Source organism: Xylanibacter ruminicola 23 (genome assembly GCF_000025925.1).
In the GTDB taxonomy this organism is placed as follows: domain Bacteria; phylum Bacteroidota; class Bacteroidia; order Bacteroidales; family Bacteroidaceae; genus Prevotella; species Prevotella ruminicola.
In genome coordinates, this window is the sequence record NC_014033.1 from 1,381,701 (window position 1) to 1,398,058 (window position 16,358).

Consider the following 16,358-nt stretch of genomic DNA (forward strand, 5'->3'; position numbering starts at 1 on the left):
CTATCTTTGCAACCATAACTAATATACAATTTCTATTTATGCTAAAAACAAGAAGATTATGTCTGGCCTTAGGGCTGGCAGTGTGCCTGACGGTAGGCGCACAGGATAACGAGATTCATCAGCGTTCCGAAACCTACGAGTGGCCAACCGACCAGCTGGTAGTTAAGAATCTTAAAGCATGGCAGGACCTGAAGTTCGGCGTGCTGTTTCATTGGGGATTGTATGCCGTACCAGGCATGGTAGAATCATGGGCTATCTGCGACGAGAACTGGATAACCCGCGACTCTACACGCACCTATCAGCAGTATATGGACTGGTATTTCGGACTGGCCGATGAGCTGAAACCCACCAAGTTTGATCCTACCCAGTGGGCTGAGGCCTGCAGCAATGCGGGTATGAAATATATGATTTTCACCACCAAGCACCACGATGGTTTCTGTATGTGGGATTCACAGGAGACCGATTTTACCATTGCCAAGCACGCCTTTAAGGACGATCCACGTCGCGATGTGCTGAAGCATGTGCTGGATGCCTTCCGCCAGAAGCAGTTCACCATCGGTACCTACTTCTCTAAGCCCGACTGGCACTCGCAGTACTACTGGTGGGATGTGTATGCCAAGAAAGGTCGCAACGTGAACTATCCCGTTGATCAGCACCCCTGGCGCTGGCAGCAGTTCAAGAAGTTCACCCACAATCAGATGAACGAAATTCTGTCGCGTTACGGTAAGGTAGATATCCTGTGGCTCGATGGCGGCTGGGTAGCTAAAGAAAACCGCGGTCAGGATCTGGATATGCCCGAGGTGGCCCGTATCGCCCGTAAGAATCAGCCTGGCATCATTATCGTAGATCGTACCATCCATGGTCCTTACGAGAACTACCAGACACCCGAGCGCACCATCCCTGAGACACAGTTGGATTTCCCCTGGGAGAGCTGTATCCCTCTGAGCGACGACTGGGGCTGGGTACCACGTCCACGTTTCAAGAGTCCTGAGAAGGTGATTGGCACCCTCATCGAGATTGTTGCCAAGGGTGGAAACCTGGTGTTAGGCGTTGGTCCTACTCCCGAAGGACTGATCGAGCCTGAGAGCGTGAAGCGCCTGAATGCCATTGGTGCCTGGCTTAAGCTGAACGGTAAAGCCATCTATAACACCACCATCACCCCTTATTACAACGAGGGTAATGTATGGTTCACCAAAGCCAAGGATGGTAGTCGCTACTATGCCATCTACCGTTTGAACGATGGCGAGAAACTGCCTACCAGCATCACCTGGAGCCAGAATCTGCCAAAGAAAGCCATCCGTTTGGTTAGCAACGGCAAACGTGTAAAATACAAGCTGCAGGGCAATCAGGTAACCGTTTATCTGCCCAAGCAGCTGCCACAGCAGTCGATTGCACTTGAAATAGAATAACACTTGTAAAACTAAACTTTGAACTTATGAAGACATTAAGCATGAAGAAGGCTTTCATTGCCTTGTCACTTCTAACATGTCAGTCGGTTGCTTTTGCTAAGATGCAGCCGGTGGATTATGTGAGTACCTTGGTAGGTACCGAGTCGAACTACAACCTCTCAACAGGTAACACCTACCCTGCTGTAGCCATGCCCTGGGGTATGAACTTCTGGGTAGCGCAGACCGGTAAGAATGGCGATGGCTGGCAATACACCTATACCGCCAACAAGATTCGCGGCTTGAAGCAAACCCACCAGCCCAGTCCTTGGATTAACGATTACGGACAGTTCTCGCTGATGCCCACGGTAGGTCCGAAGGTGTTCAACGAAAACAAGCGTGCCAGCTGGTTCTCGCATAAGGCCGAGGTAGCCACACCCTATTATTACAGCGTGTATCTGGCTGATTACGATGTAACTGCCGAGGTGGCTCCTACCGAGCGAGCTGCTGTGATGCAGTTTACCTTCCCCGAGACTGATGAGGCCAACGTGGTGATTGATGCCTTTGATAAAGGTTCGTACGTAAAAATCATCCCCACCGAGAATAAGGTGATAGGCTATACCACCAAGAACAGCGGCGGTGTACCCGAGAACTTCAAGAACTGGTTTGTGATGGTGTTCGATAAGCCATTCGCCAGCAGCGTAACGGTGCAGGATAGCATTTTTACCAATCAGTTGGAGATGACAGCCCATCATGCCGGTGCCATCGTATCGTTCAAAACCCGTAGAGGCGAGAAGGTATGTGCCCGTGTGGCATCATCATTCATCAGTCTGGAGCAAGCCGAGCAGAACCTCAACGAGATTGGCAAGCGTTCGCTGCAGCAAGTAAAAGCTGCCGGCTGCAAACGCTGGAACGAGGTATTGGGACGTATCGAGATCGAGGATAATGATATCGACCACCTGCGCACGTTCTATAGCTGCTTGTACCGCTCAGTGCTCTTCCCACGTAGTTTCTACGAGCTCAACGCCCAGGGCGAGCCCATCCACTACAGTCCTTACAACGGCGAGGTCCGTAAGGGTTATATGTTTACCGATACCGGTTTCTGGGATACCTTCCGCTGCCTGTTCCCACTGCTTAATCTGGTTTATCCCTCGATGAACACCAAGATGCAGGAAGGACTGGTGAATGCCTATCTGGAGAGCGGTTTCCTACCCGAATGGGCCAGTCCAGGTCACCGTGGTTGTATGGTAGGCAACAACTCTGCCTCGATTGTAGCCGATGCCTACCTGAAGGGTCTGCGTGGCTACGATATCAACAAGCTGTGGGAGGCTGTGGTTCACGGCACCCAGGCTGTACACCCCGAAGTGAGCAGCACAGGCCGTTTGGGCTACGAGTACTACAACAAGTTGGGTTATGTGCCTTACGATGTAAAAATCAATGAGAATGCCGCCCGCACCCTGGAGTATGCCTACGACGACTGGTGTATCTACCTGTTAGGTAAAGCCTTAGGAAAAAAGAAAAAAGAGATCGACGTGTTTGCCAAGCGCGCCATGAACTATAAGAACCTGTTTGATGCCGAGACCAAGCTGATGCGAGGTCGCCTGAAGAATGGCGAGTTCATGAAGCCCTTCAACCCTTTGAAATGGGGCGATGCCTTTACCGAGGGTAACTCATGGCATTACACCTGGTCGGTATTCCACGACCCACAGGGACTCATCAACCTGATGGGTGGTAAGGCAGCCTTTAATCAGATGCTCGACTCGGTATTTGCCCTGCCTCCCGTGTTTGATGACAGCTACTATGGCTTTACCATCCACGAGATCCGTGAGATGCAGATTATGAACATGGGTAACTATGCCCACGGCAACCAGCCCATACAGCACATGATCTATCTGTATGGCTACAGCGGCGAGCCTTGGAAAACCCAGTACTGGATTAACCAGACGATGAACCGCATGTACAATGCCAACCCCGATGGCTATTGCGGCGATGAAGACAACGGACAGACATCGGCCTGGTATGTGTTCTCGGCTCTGGGATTCTATCCCGTTTGTCCAGGTAGCAACCAGTATGTGATTGGTACCCCATACTTTAAGCAGGCTACCGTACACCTGGAGAACGGCAATACGCTCTCTATCGATGCCGACGGCGAAGGCTGCTATATCCAGCAAATGACGCTGAACGGCGCCGACTACCAGCATAACTACCTGGATCACAACCAGCTGATGCAGGGCGCTACCATCCGTTTCGGTATGAGTACCACCGCCAACAAGCAGCGCGGCACCCAACCACAGGATGCGCCGTATTCATTCTCGAATGCACAATAATAACACAAAATATGAAACAATTACTTTTACTATTCAGTTTTAACTTCCTACTACTCCCTACTTTTGCCCAGAAGCAGGCCCCCGCACCAGTTGCGCCCCTGCCTACAGCCCATCAGGTGGCTTGGCAGAAGTTAGAGACTTATGCTTTTATCCACTTCGGTCCCAACACCTTTGGCGATCGCGAGTGGGGCTATGGCGATGCGCCATTGAGTGATTTCAACCCCACCAAGCTCGACACCGAGCAATGGGCCCACACCATCAAGGCTGCCGGTATGAAAGGCGTGATACTCACCGCTAAGCACCACGACGGTTTTTGTTTGTGGCCCACCAAGTACACCGACTACAGCGTTCGTAATACGCCTTACAAGGATGGTAAGGGCGATATTGTAGGCGAGTTGGCAGCCGCCTGTAAGAAGTACGGCCTGAAACTGGGTCTGTATCTCTCGCCATGGGATCGCCATCAGGCATTCTACAGCACCCCACTCTATGTGGAGTATTTCTATGCCCAGCTCGAGGAGTTGCTCACCCAGTATGGCGAGCTTTTCGAGGTGTGGTTCGATGGTGCCAACGGTGGTGATGGCTGGTATGGCGGTGCCAAGGAGCAGCGCAAGATTGATCGCCGTACCTACTACGATTTCCCCCGTGCCCACAAACTGGTGTATAAGCATCAGCCACAAGCCATCATCTTTAGCGATGGCGGCCCCGGTTGCCGTTGGGTTGGCAACGAAGAGGGTTATGCCGATGCCACCAACTGGTCGTTCCTGCGAATCAACGAGGTTTATCCTGGTTACGATAAGTACTACGAGCTGACCAGCGGACATGCCGATGGCGACACCTGGGTTCCCTCGGAGTGCAACACTAGTATCCGTCCGGGGTGGTTCTATCACGAGAGCGAGGATGCCCGTGTAAAAAGCATCCCACAGCTCACCGACCTGTACTACCGTAGCGTAGGTCATAACGGCACATTCCTGCTCAATTTCCCCGTAGATAAGGAAGGACTCATCCATCCTATCGACTCGGCTAATGCCGTGAACTATCACCAGCAGGTAGCTGCCGAACTGAGTAACAACCTGCTGCGTAAAGTCAGCATCAAAGCCTCGAACGTACGTGATAAGAAACTGTACGCAACGGCAAATCTGACCGACGGCAACTACGATACCTACTGGGCTACCGAGGACGGTGTAACTACTGCTACACTCGAGATTGCACTCAAAGGTACGCAGAAGATTAACCGTATCATGCTGCAGGAGTATATTCCTCTGGGTCAGCGTGTTAGCAAGTTCCACTTAGAGTACTTTAACGGCGGCAAATGGCAGCCCGTCAGCATCAAGGAGGCTACTACCACTATCGGTTACAAACGCCTGCTGCGCTTCCAGACCATTACCGCCAAGAAGCTGCGTGTATGCTTCGACGAGGCTCGTGGTCCGCTCTGCATCAACGGCATCGGTGCCTACTATGCCCCCAAGGCTATGGAGAGCTACCAGCAGCAGGAACTGAATCTGAAAGGCTTTGATTACACCATCCAGCAGCAGGATGCCAAAGCCATCACCATCGACCTGGGTCGCACCCGTCAGATACGTTCGCTGCATTACAAGCCTACCACCACTGGTATGATCTCGCACTACGAGATATGGGCTGGTAATACCCTCGACAACATGAAGCGTATTGCCGCAGGCGAGTTCTCGAACATCCGCAACAACCCCATTATGCAGGATGTGTATTTTGCACCCGCCGACTGCCGTTACGTACAGCTGAAAGCCGTACACCTGGTTAACGAATCAGAATCAGCATCTTACGATAAACTCATCATTCTGTAAACATGAAACGAATACTGATATCAACAATGGCTTGCTGCATGGCCCTGAGCCTGTCGGCCGCCAAAAAGAAAGCTAAGGAGCTACTGCCCTACCAGAACCCGAAACTCTCGGTAGAACAGCGTGTAAACGACCTGGTTAGTCGTATGACATTGCAGGAGAAAGTGGGCCAGTTACGCTGCACCTTGGCATGGAACTACTACACCATCAAAGGAAAGAATGTAGAACCCTCGGAGCTGTTTAAGAAGGATATTGCCGAAGGACAGATAGGTATGCTCTGGGGTACCTACCGTGCCGACCCCTGGACACAGAAGTCGCTCGAGAACGGACTCAACCCCGAACTGGCAGCCAAGGCTGGTAATGCCCTGCAGAAGTATGTGATAGAGCACACCCGACTGGGTATCCCCCTGTTCTTAGCCGAAGAGGCACCCCACGGACATATGGCTATCGGCACTACCGTATTCCCCACCGGATTCGGTATGGCTGCCACCTGGAACCCAGCCCTGATTGAGAAAACCGGCGAGGTGATTGGTCAGGAAATCCGCTTGCAGGGCGGCCATATCAGCTATGGTCCGGTATTAGACCTGGCCCGCGAGCCCCGTTGGTCGCGTGTCGAGGAGACGATGGGTGAAGACCCCGTACTGGCAGGCGAGTTAGGTGCTGCCATGGTAAAAGGACTGGGTGGCGGCATCCTGTCGAAGCCCTATAGCACCATCGCCACACTGAAGCATTTCATCGGCTACGGCACCACCGAGGCCGGACAGAATGGCGGTATCACCATTGCCGGTGCACGCGAGTTGCAGGAGAGTTTCCTGCCCCCATTCAAGAAAGCCATCAATGCCGGCGCCCTGTCGGTGATGACCAGCTATAACTCGCTGGATGGTATCCCCAGCACCTGCAGCAAGGCGCTGCTTACCGACCTGCTGCGCACCCAGTGGGGATTCAACGGCTTTGTAGTCAGCGACCTGTATAGCATCGACGGTATCCATGGCACCCACCGTGTAGCCGAGACCAAGCAGCAAGCAGGTGTGATGGCACTGAAGGCAGGTGTTGATGCCGACCTTGGTGCCCTGGCTTTCGGCAGATTGGAAGATGCCGTACAGAAAGGCATGGTAACTGAGGCTGAGATTGATGTAGCTGTCAAGCGCATTCTGAAGATGAAGTTCGAGATGGGCTTGTTTGAGCATCCTTATGTAGATGCAGCCCAGGCCAAGCAGCTGGTTCGCAGCGATAACAACAAGGCTGTTGCCCTGCAGGTGGCTCGCGAGATTATCACCCTGCTTAAGAACCAGAACCACGTGCTGCCACTTAGTAAAACCCAGAAGGTGCTGGTGTGCGGACCTAATGCCGACAACGTGTATAACATGCTGGGCGACTATACCGCACCACAGGAAGAAGGCAACGTAAAAACCATCCTCGCTGGCATCCGCAGCAAACTGCCAGCCAGTCAGGTAACCTACGTCAAGGGTTGTGCCGTACGCGACACCACCGCATCGAACATTGCCGAGGCAGTAGCTGCAGCCAAACAGGCCGATGTCGTCGTGGTAGCTGTAGGCGGTTCGAGTGCCCGCGACTTCAAGACCAGCTATAAGGAGACCGGTGCTGCTGTTACCGACAGCAAGACTATCAGCGATATGGACTGCGGCGAAGGATTCGACCGTGCCACCCTCACCCCATTGGGTCATCAGATGCAGCTGCTCAAGGCCCTCAAGGCTATCGGTAAACCACTGGTAGTGGTATATATCGAAGGTCGTCCCATGGATAAGAGTTGGGCCGCCCAGCATGCCGATGCGCTACTCACAGCTTACTATCCCGGACAGGAAGGTGGTACCGCCATTGCCGACGTGCTGTTTGGTGATTATAACCCAGCCGGACGCCTGCCTGTATCGGTACCCGCCAACGTAGGTCAGATTCCAGTTTACTACAACAAGAAGCCACCTATGCCACACGATTATGTAGAGATGAGTGCCCGTCCGCTGTATGCCTTTGGCTACGGCTTGTCGTACACCACCTTCAAGTACGACGACCTGAACATCGAGGAGACTGGCGATACCCAGTTTAAGGTAACCTTCAACGTTACCAATACCGGCGATATGGATGGCGACGAGGTGGTGCAGCTGTATCTGCACGACGAGTTTGCCTCTACTGCCCAGCCTATGATGCAGCTCAAGAAGTTCAGTCGTATCTTCATCCCCAAGGGCGAAACCAAGCAGGTATCGTTCACCCTCGAAGCCGAGGACCTGGAGATTGTAGACCAAGAGATGAACCACGTCGTAGAGACTGGCGACTTTACCGTGATGATAGGTCCCAGCTCGGATAACATTATTCTTAAAGCCACATTTACCCAGAATTAAATGAAAAAGCTCATTTTTACATTTTTAAATTGTTACATTTTAGGCTCTCTGTCTATCAGCGCCCAGCAGCCCGTGGATTACGTCGATCCCTTTATCGGCACCACCAACTACAGCGTATGCAATCCAGGTGCCGTGTGCCCCAATGGCATGATGAGTGTGGTACCCTTTAACGTGATGGGTAGCGACCTGAACATGTACGATAAGGATAAGCGCTGGTGGTCGGCGCCTTACGAATATAACAACAAGTATTTCACCGGCTTTGCCCATGTAACGCTGAGTGGTGTGGGTTGTCCCGAACTGGGCACCCTGCTCACCATGCCTACCACCGGCAAACTGGATGTGGATTACCGCCACTACGGCTCGGAATACAGCAACGAGCAGGCCACCCCTGGCTACTATGCCGTAAGTCTGAAAAAGTACGGCATCCGTTGCGAGGTTAGTGCCACCACCCGCAGTTCGGCCGAGCGTTTCACCTTTCCTAAAGGCGAGGGTCATATCCTGCTGAACCTGGGTAACGGACTCACCAACGAGGTAGGTGGCATGGTGCGCCGTGTCAGCGATACCGAGATTGAGGGTTATCGCCTGGTGGGCACCTTCTGCTACAACCCGCAGGCCGTGTTCCCCATCTACTTTGTGATGCGAGTTAACAAACACCCCGTATCGGCAGGCTACTGGAAAAAGCAGCCACCGATGGACGGACCCGAAAAAGACTGGGACCCCGATCAGGGCAAATACAAGCTCTACACCACCTACGGCAAGGAGCTGGCTGGCGATGATGTAGGCTACTATTTCAACTACGATTGTGCCGAGGGCGAACAGATTGAGGTGCAGATGGGCGTATCATTCGTATCTATCGAGAATGCCCGCCAGAACCTGAACACCGAACAGCCCCAATTTGCTTTCGACAACACCCGTCAGCAGGCCCGTCAGACTTGGGCTGAAACGCTGAACCGTGTTACCGTCGAGGGTGGCACCGAGGCCCAGCGCCGCATGTTCTACACCGCCCTGTATCACACCCAGATTCACCCCAACATCCTGCAGGACGTTAACGGCCAGTACCCCGAAATGGAGAGCTTTAAGATTGGAAACATCAACAAAGGCAACCGTTATACGGTATTCTCACTCTGGGACACCTACCGCAACGTGGGTCAGCTGATGACACTACTCTACCCCGACAAGCAGTTGGATATGGTACGCTCTATGATTGGCATGTACAAGGAATGGGGCTGGATGCCAAAGTGGGAACTGTACAGTCGCGAAACCTGGACGATGGAGGGCGATCCTGCCATCCCCTTTATTGCCGACACCTGGTTGAAGGGGCTGTGCGATTTCGATATCGACACCGCCTACGAGGCTTTCTATAAGTCGGCCACCCTGCCTGGCAAGGATAACAAGATGCGCCCCGATGTTGACAACTACTACAAGCGCGGTTACGTGCCTATGGGCGAATATGCCGCCGATATGTCGGGCGACAACTCGGTATCGCACGCCTTGGAGTACTATATTGCCGATGCCTCGCTGGCAAACTTAGCCGAGGCTCTGGGTAAGAAACAGGATGCCAAGCGATTCCGCCAACAGAGTCTGGGCTACCGTCATTACTATTCTAAGGAGTCGGGTACGCTGCGCCCTATCAATCAGGATGGCACGTTCCTCACACCTTTCGATCCCAAGGATGGTGCCGACTTCTCGAATGCGCCCGGATTCCACGAGGGCAGCGCCTGGAACTACACCTTCTACGTGCCTCACGACATCAAGGGACTGGCACGCCTGATGGGTGGCGACAAGAAGTTTGTGCAGAAGCTGCAGCGCGTGTTCGACGAGGGATTGTACGACCCTGCCAACGAACCCGACATTGCCTACCCTTACCTGTTTACCTATTTCAAAGGCGAGGAATGGCGCACCGAGAAGATTGTTACCAGTCTGATTAACAAAAACTTCAGCGATAAGCCCAACGGCATTCCAGGCAACGACGATTGCGGCACCATGTCAACATGGCTCATCTTCTCGATGATGGGCTTGTATCCCGATTGCCCTGGCACACCCAGCTACGCGCTTACCAAACCGGTATTCGATAAGGTAACGCTGCATCTCGACAAGCGTTATTACCCCAAGGGCGACATCATCATCGATGGCACCAAACCCCTCAAGAAATATCGCATCTCGCATAGCGAGCTGGTGCATTAAACATGAAACATGAAACATTAAAGATTAAACATTAAAGATTAAAGAATAAACATTATATGAAACGAACATTAGAAGTATGTACTGGCAATATGGCCAGTGTGATTGCAGCTGCTGAGGGCGGTGCCGAGCGCATCGAATTGTGTACAGCTTTGGCATTAGGCGGTGTTACCCCCACCATAGGTATGATGAAGTGGATTCGCCAGCAGTATCCCGAACTCAAGATTCAGGTACTCATCCGTTCACGCGAAGGCGATTTTGTGTATAACAAGGCAGATATCGAGGCGATGCTCGAGGATATCCGTCTGTCGTTGCCATACTGCGATGGTATCGTGTGCGGCGCCCTCACTGCCGATGGCGATATCGACGTAGAGGCATTGAAGCTGATGGTTGAGGCTTCAGGCGACAAACCCTTTACTTTCCACCGTGCTTTCGACCGCTGTCGTGAGCCCGAGAAGGCCCTTGAGCAGATTATCGCTGCCGGTTGTGCCCGCATCCTCACCTCAGGTCATGAGCCATCAGCCGAACAGGGTATCCCCCTGTTGCGTAAACTCGTGGAACAGGCAGCCGGACGTATCATCATCATGCCAGGCGGCGGCGTAACAACAAAAAATGCCCGCCTGATCATCGACCAGACGGGCTGTATGGAAATTCACGGTTCATTCTCGGCAGGCAGTGGTGTTACCAGTGCCGACGACGTGAAATACGTGCTTTCTACAATTGACGAATAACCTTGATCAGCTGCTCACCTAAGTTGATGGTGTAGCCCTGCTGAACAAATACCACGCGGTTAAACGAATCGCAAATCAGGAACACAGGGAGTGCTGGGCTCTGCAGTTTCATCTGCTGCCACACTTCCTGTTTTATTTTACCCTCTACATCGGTTCCCCATACCACGGTGTTAGGCAGCTTGTCGAACTCGGCAAAGTTAAAGCGCTGTGCCTCGTCGTCGTTCTGGAACAGGAATATCATCTTTCTACCCCACTCCTCAAACTGCTGCTTATAAACCGAGATATCGCGCATAGCGTGGTTGGTAGGCTCCTGGTTAGGTGCCACAATAGCCAGCACATAATACCCGCGCCCAGTAGTAGAAAGCAGACTCTTATCGCTATCGGTAGCTTTGTCGTGATAGATATCCTCGGCATTTATCGACCCAATCACCTGTACATCCTCCTGATTCTCGCGCAGGGCGTAACTGATGGTGGTATCACCGTTAAGTGTAAAGCGCTGCATACGAGCCAGTACCTTACCGCTGGCCATACGCACACCGGTAGTAAGGATATACTCGCCCTTATCTATCTCCTGTCCGTTCACGAAATCTTGCTGGGTGGCATCCTCGGGGAATGTCTGCAACTGCAGCTGTCCATCCACCACCTTGCTCAGCGTAAAGTGGATGTAGTACTTAGGATTATCGTTGTGAGCCGACAGCTTGTAGTCCAGCTTCAGCTTGGCGGTGTTACCCTGCTTGGCGTTCTGGGCCTTGGCAAACACATCCACCCAACGTCCATCGGCATAGTACTGGGGCTTGCCGTTCACCTCGTTGATACGGGCAGGCATGCCTAAACTGCGAGCCACCGATACAAAGAAGATGTTACGACCCAGATCGTCGGTCAGCTTTTCGCGATACACACTCATAGGCTGCATACGCAATCCCTGTGGGTTATGATCGTTGTCGATGCGGATGTTCTGGTTGCACCATGCCTCCAGCTGGGCAGGACTCTTGATGCTACCCATGTGCTCGCGGAAGAAAGCCTTATAAGGTGTGAGCCACTCCAGCTCTACACGGGGGCACAGCACATACTTCAGATAGATATCCGATGTATCCACGGCAGCCACCTGATTATCCTTCAGCACAGCCAGTTCGATATCACGCAGGTCCTTCTTAGCCAATACGCCGAGCAGTTTCTCTGCCATCAGCTGGTTGGGAGCCTCGTCCAGGAACTGCTGGATAGTACGGTGGTTACCGCGCCAGTCCTCAACCGGCATGGTAGCCTCGTAGGCATGACGGATACTGTCCTCGTAAGCCGAACGACGGTTGTTCTCAGCACGCTGCTCAGCAGTTACCAAAGGCAGCTGACCACTAACTGGTGGTGGCACGATATCGAGATCCACCAAATCAGGCAATTCCTTGCTGTTCAGCACGATTTTCACCTGCTTGTCCTTACCGAACGATACCTTACGGGTAGCCACCAAGCCACCTTTCGATACCCACAGCAGCATGTCGCCCTTACCGGCAGTCAGCGAGGCATGGCCCAGCTTGTCAGTAGTTTTGTTAGCTACGGTGTAGAACTCAGCATAGTTATACAGCTTAAACTCTACGCGGGCACCCGAAACAGGCTTGCCTTTAGCGTTAACCACCTGTACGTTAACCTGCGCGGTAGGTGCATAGTTATCTACCACGTTAATCTCTGTGTAACAAGGTGTCTGGCTCATCACCTCCTCAGGTCCGTCGTAGTTACCAAAAGCCTTGGTGTGCATCAGCATACCACGCGAGGCACTCTCGTTAAACCAACCCAGGTTCAGCACAGGCTCTGGCTCGCAGGCACCCAAGAAGTACCACTTGCCATCGGCCCAGGCCTCTACCCACGCATGGTTATCGTCGGTATGCGCCCAACGCGGGGTATAAACCTGACGGGCAGGAATACCTACGGCACGCAGGGCTGCAACAGTAAAAGTGCTCTGCTCGCCACAACGTCCATAAGCCGTACGGAGCGTTGCCAGCGGACTGCTGGTTCTGCCATCCGACGGACGATACGTCACGTGCTCGTGGCACCAGTGGTTCACCTCGAGGATAGCCTCTTGCATACTCAGTTTCTCAACACGGGGCTTGAGGGCCTTGTAGAACACCTCGCGACTGTTGTCGAGATTCTCGTTGTTAACTCGCACGGGCACCACAAAATGGCGGAACTCGCGCTCTGGAATGGTTTTGCCCCATGGCATCTCAGCACGTGCTTTGAGCGACAGGGCAACGTTCTGCTGGTAGAACTCGCGACTGTAATCAGTCTTGTCTGGCTGTGGCATAAACTGGTAAAGGTAGTCCACATAGCTGTCGCGGGTTTGAGCGCTGGCTGGTAGGCACATGGCGCTCAGCAGAATGGTGAAAATAGTTAGCGTTTTGTACATGTAAAATATCTAGTTAGCGTTTAATCTCTATGTCGTTCTTGACGTTGTTGCGAATCTTCGTCAGATAGCCCTTCATACCAGCGGCATCCTTCTGGTCGATAATCTCCAGCAGCTCCTTCAGCTCGGTACGAATCTGTGCCACCTGATCGTGCGTGTAGGGGTTGAACAGGATTTCCTGCAGCAGGTAGTCGTCCTCATTCAGCACGCCCTTGGCAATACGCATATGGCGCTTAAAGGTAGTACCTGGTGCATCCTGATGCTTCATCACAGCAGCGAACACAAACGTTGAAACAAATGGAATACTCAGCGAGTAAGCCACCGTTTTATCGTGCTCCTCAAAGGTATACTCGTAGATGTTCAACCCCAGCTTGCGATACAGCTCCTTAAAGAAGCAACGACCCATGCAGTCGCCCTCCTGGATAATGATGGCATTCTCCTCGCTCAGCTGTTGCAGGTTGGCGAAGGTAGGACCAAACATCGGGTGCGTAGATACAAAGCGCATACCGGTCTGCTCATAGAAGTCCTTCAGATCGGTCTTTACGCTGGCGATATCGCTGATAATGCACTCCTTAGGCAGGTAAGGTATCACCTCTTTAAACACGGGGATGGTATATTTCAGCGTTACCGCATTGATGAGCAGTTCGGGCTCAAAGGCCTTAATCTCATCGTAGGTGGTGAAACGCTGACAGTTGTATGTAAATCGCATGCGTTTGGCATCTCTCTCAAACACAGCCACTTCGTGGTCGAAACTCAGCAGGTCGATGAAGAACGATCCCATCTTTCCTGCGCCCATTACTAATATTTTCATTGCTTTTTTATTTTGGCACGAATTACGCGAATTTACACGAATTTTAGCTTATTATTCAATAATTCGCGTTAATTCGTGAAATTCGTGCCTAATAATTACTTATTTATTATTTCAATCTGCTGGCGAACGCTCTCTTCGTGGATGTTCTCGAATACGTGTGCTACGAACTCTGGGTCCATGCCACAGAGTGAGCCCTGGGCACCACGCTTGTTCAGGATTTCGTTGTAGCGGTTAGCCTGCAGTACTGTCATGTTGTGCTCCTTCTTGTACTGACCAATCTCGCGGCACACACGCATGCGCTTAGCCAACAGATCCATCAGCTGGTTGTCCAGCTCGTCAATCTGCTTACGCAACTGGGTGATACCCTCGGTAGTGGTCTTCTCATCGCGGATTACCAACAAGCTCAGGATGTAGTCGAGTACATCAGGTGTTACCTGCTGCTTGGCATCGCTCCAGGCCTTATCAGGATCGCAGTGGCTCTCCACAATCAGACCGTCGAAACCAAGGTCCATAGCCTGCTGACACAGAGGTGCTACCAGCTCACGACGTCCACCGATATGCGAGGGGTCGCTGATGATAGGCAGCTCAGGAATACGACGACGTAACTCAATGGGAATCTGCCACATAGGTGCGTTACGATAAATCTTTTGTTCGTAGCTTGAGAAACCACGATGGATAGCACCAAGACGCTTGATGCCAGCCTGATTGATACGCTCCAAAGCACCAATCCAGAGCTCCAGGTCGGGGTTCACGGGGTTCTTTACGAACACGGGGATGTCCACGCCCTTCAGCGAGTCGGCAATAGCCTGCATGGCAAAGGGGTTGGCCGACGTACGGGCACCAATCCACAGGATATCTACACCGTGCTTCAGGCACAGCTCTACGTGCTCGGGAGTAGCAACCTCGGTAGAAACCAGCATCTTGGTTTCCTTCTTCACCTGCTCCAGCCATACCAGAGCGGGCTCGCCATGACCCTCAAAGCCACCGGGCTTGGTACGAGGCTTCCACACACCAGCGCGGAAGTTATGGCAGCCCTTCATAGCCAGCTGCTTAGCGGTTGTCATTACTTGTTCCTCGGTTTCAGCACTACAAGGGCCTGCAATCACAAAGGGACGTTCGTTGTCACTTGGTAAATTCAATGGTGATAATTCTAATTCCATGACTATATTTTTCTATTTTACTATTTCACTATTTTACGATTTTCTCGATGCGCTCGAGGGCGGCTTTGATCTTCTCTTCCTTGGCACAGAGCGAGATGCGGATGTATCGCTCGCCGTTGCTACCGAAGATAAAGCCTGGAGTTATAAATACGCGGGCCTCGTGCAACACACGCTCTGTCAGGTCCTCTACGTTCTGGACATCAGCGGGAATCTTTCCCCACAGGAACATACCCACCTGATTCTTATCGTAGGTACAACCCAGCACATCCATAATCTTCTCGGCCCACTGGCGGCGACGCTTGTAGCTATCGATGTTGAACTCGCGATGCCAAGCCTCGTCGTTGTTGTTCAGCGCCTCGGCAGCAGCCAACTGAATGCCACGGAAGGTACCACTCTCAATGTTACTCTGCACCTTCAGTATCCACTGGATAAACTGTGGGTTCGACAAGCACATACCTACACGCCAACCGGGCATGTTATGACTCTTCGACATCGAGTTGAACTCAATACAGCAGTCCTTGGCGCCTGGCACCTGCATAATGCTCATGTGCTCCTCGCTCAGGATAAACGAGTAAGGGTTATCGTTCACCACCACAATGTTGTGATCCTGGGCAAACTTCACCAGTCGCTCGTAGGTTTCCATACGGGCACGTCCGCCTGTAGGCATATTGGGATAGTTGGTCCACATCAGCTTCACCTTCGAGAGGTCCATCTTCTCCAGTTCGTCGAAATCAGGCTGCCAACCGTTGTCCTCACGCAGATTGTAGTTTACGATTTTGGCACCCAGAATCTTGCTGAGCGATGTGTAGGTGGGATAGCCAGGATTGGGCACCAGCACCTCGTCGCCAGGGTTTACAAAGGCCAAGGTTACGTGCAGAATACCCTCTTTCGAACCAATCAGAGGCAATACCTCAGTCTTCCAGTCGAGCTCCACGTTGTACCAACGCTTGTAGAAGTTAGCCATGGCCTCACGCAGTTCGGGTGTACCTACTGTTATCTGATAGCCGTGTGCATCGGGCAGCTTAGCCACCTCGCACAGCTTTTCGATGGTTCGCTCCGATGGTGGCATGTCGGGACTACCGATAGCCAATGAGATAATATCCTTACCCTCGGCGTTCATCTGCGCCACCTCCTTCAGTTTCCTACTAAAGTAGTACTCCTGCACCAAACTTAATCTATCTGCGGGTTGTATCATTTTAATCTTTA

The 16,358-nt window shown here is 52.3% G+C and carries 10 protein-coding genes; 6 read left to right on the forward strand and 4 right to left on the reverse strand.

Translation table 11 applies throughout. From position 1 onward, the window contains the following. Nucleotides 1-38 precede the first annotated feature (38 nt). Genes PRU_RS06070 through PRU_RS06095 form a run of 6 tightly spaced genes read left to right on the forward strand, consistent with a single transcriptional unit; the run spans nt 39 to nt 10,792 of the window. The gene (locus PRU_RS06070; protein ID WP_013064128.1) at nt 39-1,409 is read left to right on the forward strand and encodes an alpha-L-fucosidase; all 1,371 of its coding nucleotides are present in this window, start codon (nt 39-41) and stop codon (nt 1,407-1,409) included. Between the two features lie 26 nt (nt 1,410-1,435). Beyond that, nucleotides 1,436-3,712 carry a GH92 family glycosyl hydrolase gene (locus PRU_RS06075; protein ID WP_041385820.1) on the forward strand — a complete coding sequence of 759 codons (2,277 nt, stop codon included), beginning with the start codon at nt 1,436-1,438 and terminating at the stop codon, nt 3,710-3,712. A gap of 11 nt (nt 3,713-3,723) precedes the next feature. After that, nucleotides 3,724-5,529, forward strand: coding sequence for an alpha-L-fucosidase (locus PRU_RS06080; protein ID WP_013064749.1), 1,806 nt, complete (start codon nt 3,724-3,726; stop codon nt 5,527-5,529). Between the two features lie 2 nt (nt 5,530-5,531). Further along, nucleotides 5,532-7,880, forward strand: coding sequence for a glycoside hydrolase family 3 N-terminal domain-containing protein (locus PRU_RS06085; protein ID WP_013065738.1), 2,349 nt, complete (start codon nt 5,532-5,534; stop codon nt 7,878-7,880). Next, nucleotides 7,881-10,064 carry a GH92 family glycosyl hydrolase gene (locus PRU_RS06090; RefSeq protein WP_013065110.1) on the forward strand — a complete coding sequence of 728 codons (2,184 nt, stop codon included), beginning with the start codon at nt 7,881-7,883 and terminating at the stop codon, nt 10,062-10,064. 56 nt (nt 10,065-10,120) lie between these two features. Further along, a complete protein-coding gene (locus PRU_RS06095; protein ID WP_013063564.1) occupies nt 10,121-10,792 on the forward strand; it encodes a copper homeostasis protein CutC in 672 nt (223 codons plus the stop codon). Here PRU_RS06095 and PRU_RS06100 read toward each other — a convergent pair. The 4 genes from PRU_RS06100 to PRU_RS06115 all read right to left on the reverse strand — a co-directional run bounded on the left by PRU_RS06100 (nt 10,776) and on the right by PRU_RS06115 (nt 16,347). After that, nucleotides 10,776-13,142 (reverse strand): transglutaminase-like domain-containing protein, encoded by a 2,367-nt coding sequence (locus PRU_RS06100; RefSeq protein ID WP_224083075.1) that lies wholly within the window; start codon nt 13,140-13,142, stop codon nt 10,776-10,778. The genes PRU_RS06095 and PRU_RS06100 overlap by 17 nt on opposite strands. Before the next feature lie 55 nt (nt 13,143-13,197). Then, entirely contained in the window at nt 13,198-13,992 is a 795-nt protein-coding gene (locus PRU_RS06105) for a prephenate dehydrogenase (protein WP_013063524.1), read from the reverse strand. Nucleotides 13,993-14,087: 95 nt separating this feature from the next. Next, nucleotides 14,088-15,152, reverse strand: coding sequence for a bifunctional 3-deoxy-7-phosphoheptulonate synthase/chorismate mutase type II (locus PRU_RS06110; RefSeq protein ID WP_013064980.1), 1,065 nt, complete (start codon nt 15,150-15,152; stop codon nt 14,088-14,090). A gap of 28 nt (nt 15,153-15,180) precedes the next feature. Next, entirely contained in the window at nt 15,181-16,347 is a 1,167-nt protein-coding gene (locus tag PRU_RS06115; protein WP_013063091.1) for a pyridoxal phosphate-dependent aminotransferase, read from the reverse strand. Nucleotides 16,348-16,358: the final 11 nt, after the last annotated feature.

Excerpts from the sequence above, each read along its gene's own strand:
- PRU_RS06105 (WP_013063524.1), bottom strand. The coding sequence starts at position 13,992 with ATGAAAATATTAGTAATGGGCGCAGGAAAGATGGGATCGTTCTTCATC.
- PRU_RS06115 (WP_013063091.1), bottom strand. The coding sequence starts at position 16,347 with ATGATACAACCCGCAGATAGATTAAGTTTGGTGCAGGAGTACTACTTT.
- PRU_RS06080 (WP_013064749.1), top strand. The coding sequence starts at position 3,724 with ATGAAACAATTACTTTTACTATTCAGTTTTAACTTCCTACTACTCCCT.
- PRU_RS06085 (WP_013065738.1), top strand. The coding sequence starts at position 5,532 with ATGAAACGAATACTGATATCAACAATGGCTTGCTGCATGGCCCTGAGC.
- PRU_RS06070 (WP_013064128.1), top strand. The coding sequence starts at position 39 with ATGCTAAAAACAAGAAGATTATGTCTGGCCTTAGGGCTGGCAGTGTGC.
- PRU_RS06075 (WP_041385820.1), top strand. The coding sequence starts at position 1,436 with ATGAAGACATTAAGCATGAAGAAGGCTTTCATTGCCTTGTCACTTCTA.
- PRU_RS06110 (WP_013064980.1), bottom strand. The coding sequence starts at position 15,152 with ATGGAATTAGAATTATCACCATTGAATTTACCAAGTGACAACGAACGT.
- PRU_RS06100 (WP_224083075.1), bottom strand. The coding sequence starts at position 13,142 with ATGTGCCTACCAGCCAGCGCTCAAACCCGCGACAGCTATGTGGACTAC.
- PRU_RS06095 (WP_013063564.1), top strand. The coding sequence starts at position 10,121 with ATGAAACGAACATTAGAAGTATGTACTGGCAATATGGCCAGTGTGATT.
- PRU_RS06090 (WP_013065110.1), top strand. The coding sequence starts at position 7,881 with ATGAAAAAGCTCATTTTTACATTTTTAAATTGTTACATTTTAGGCTCT.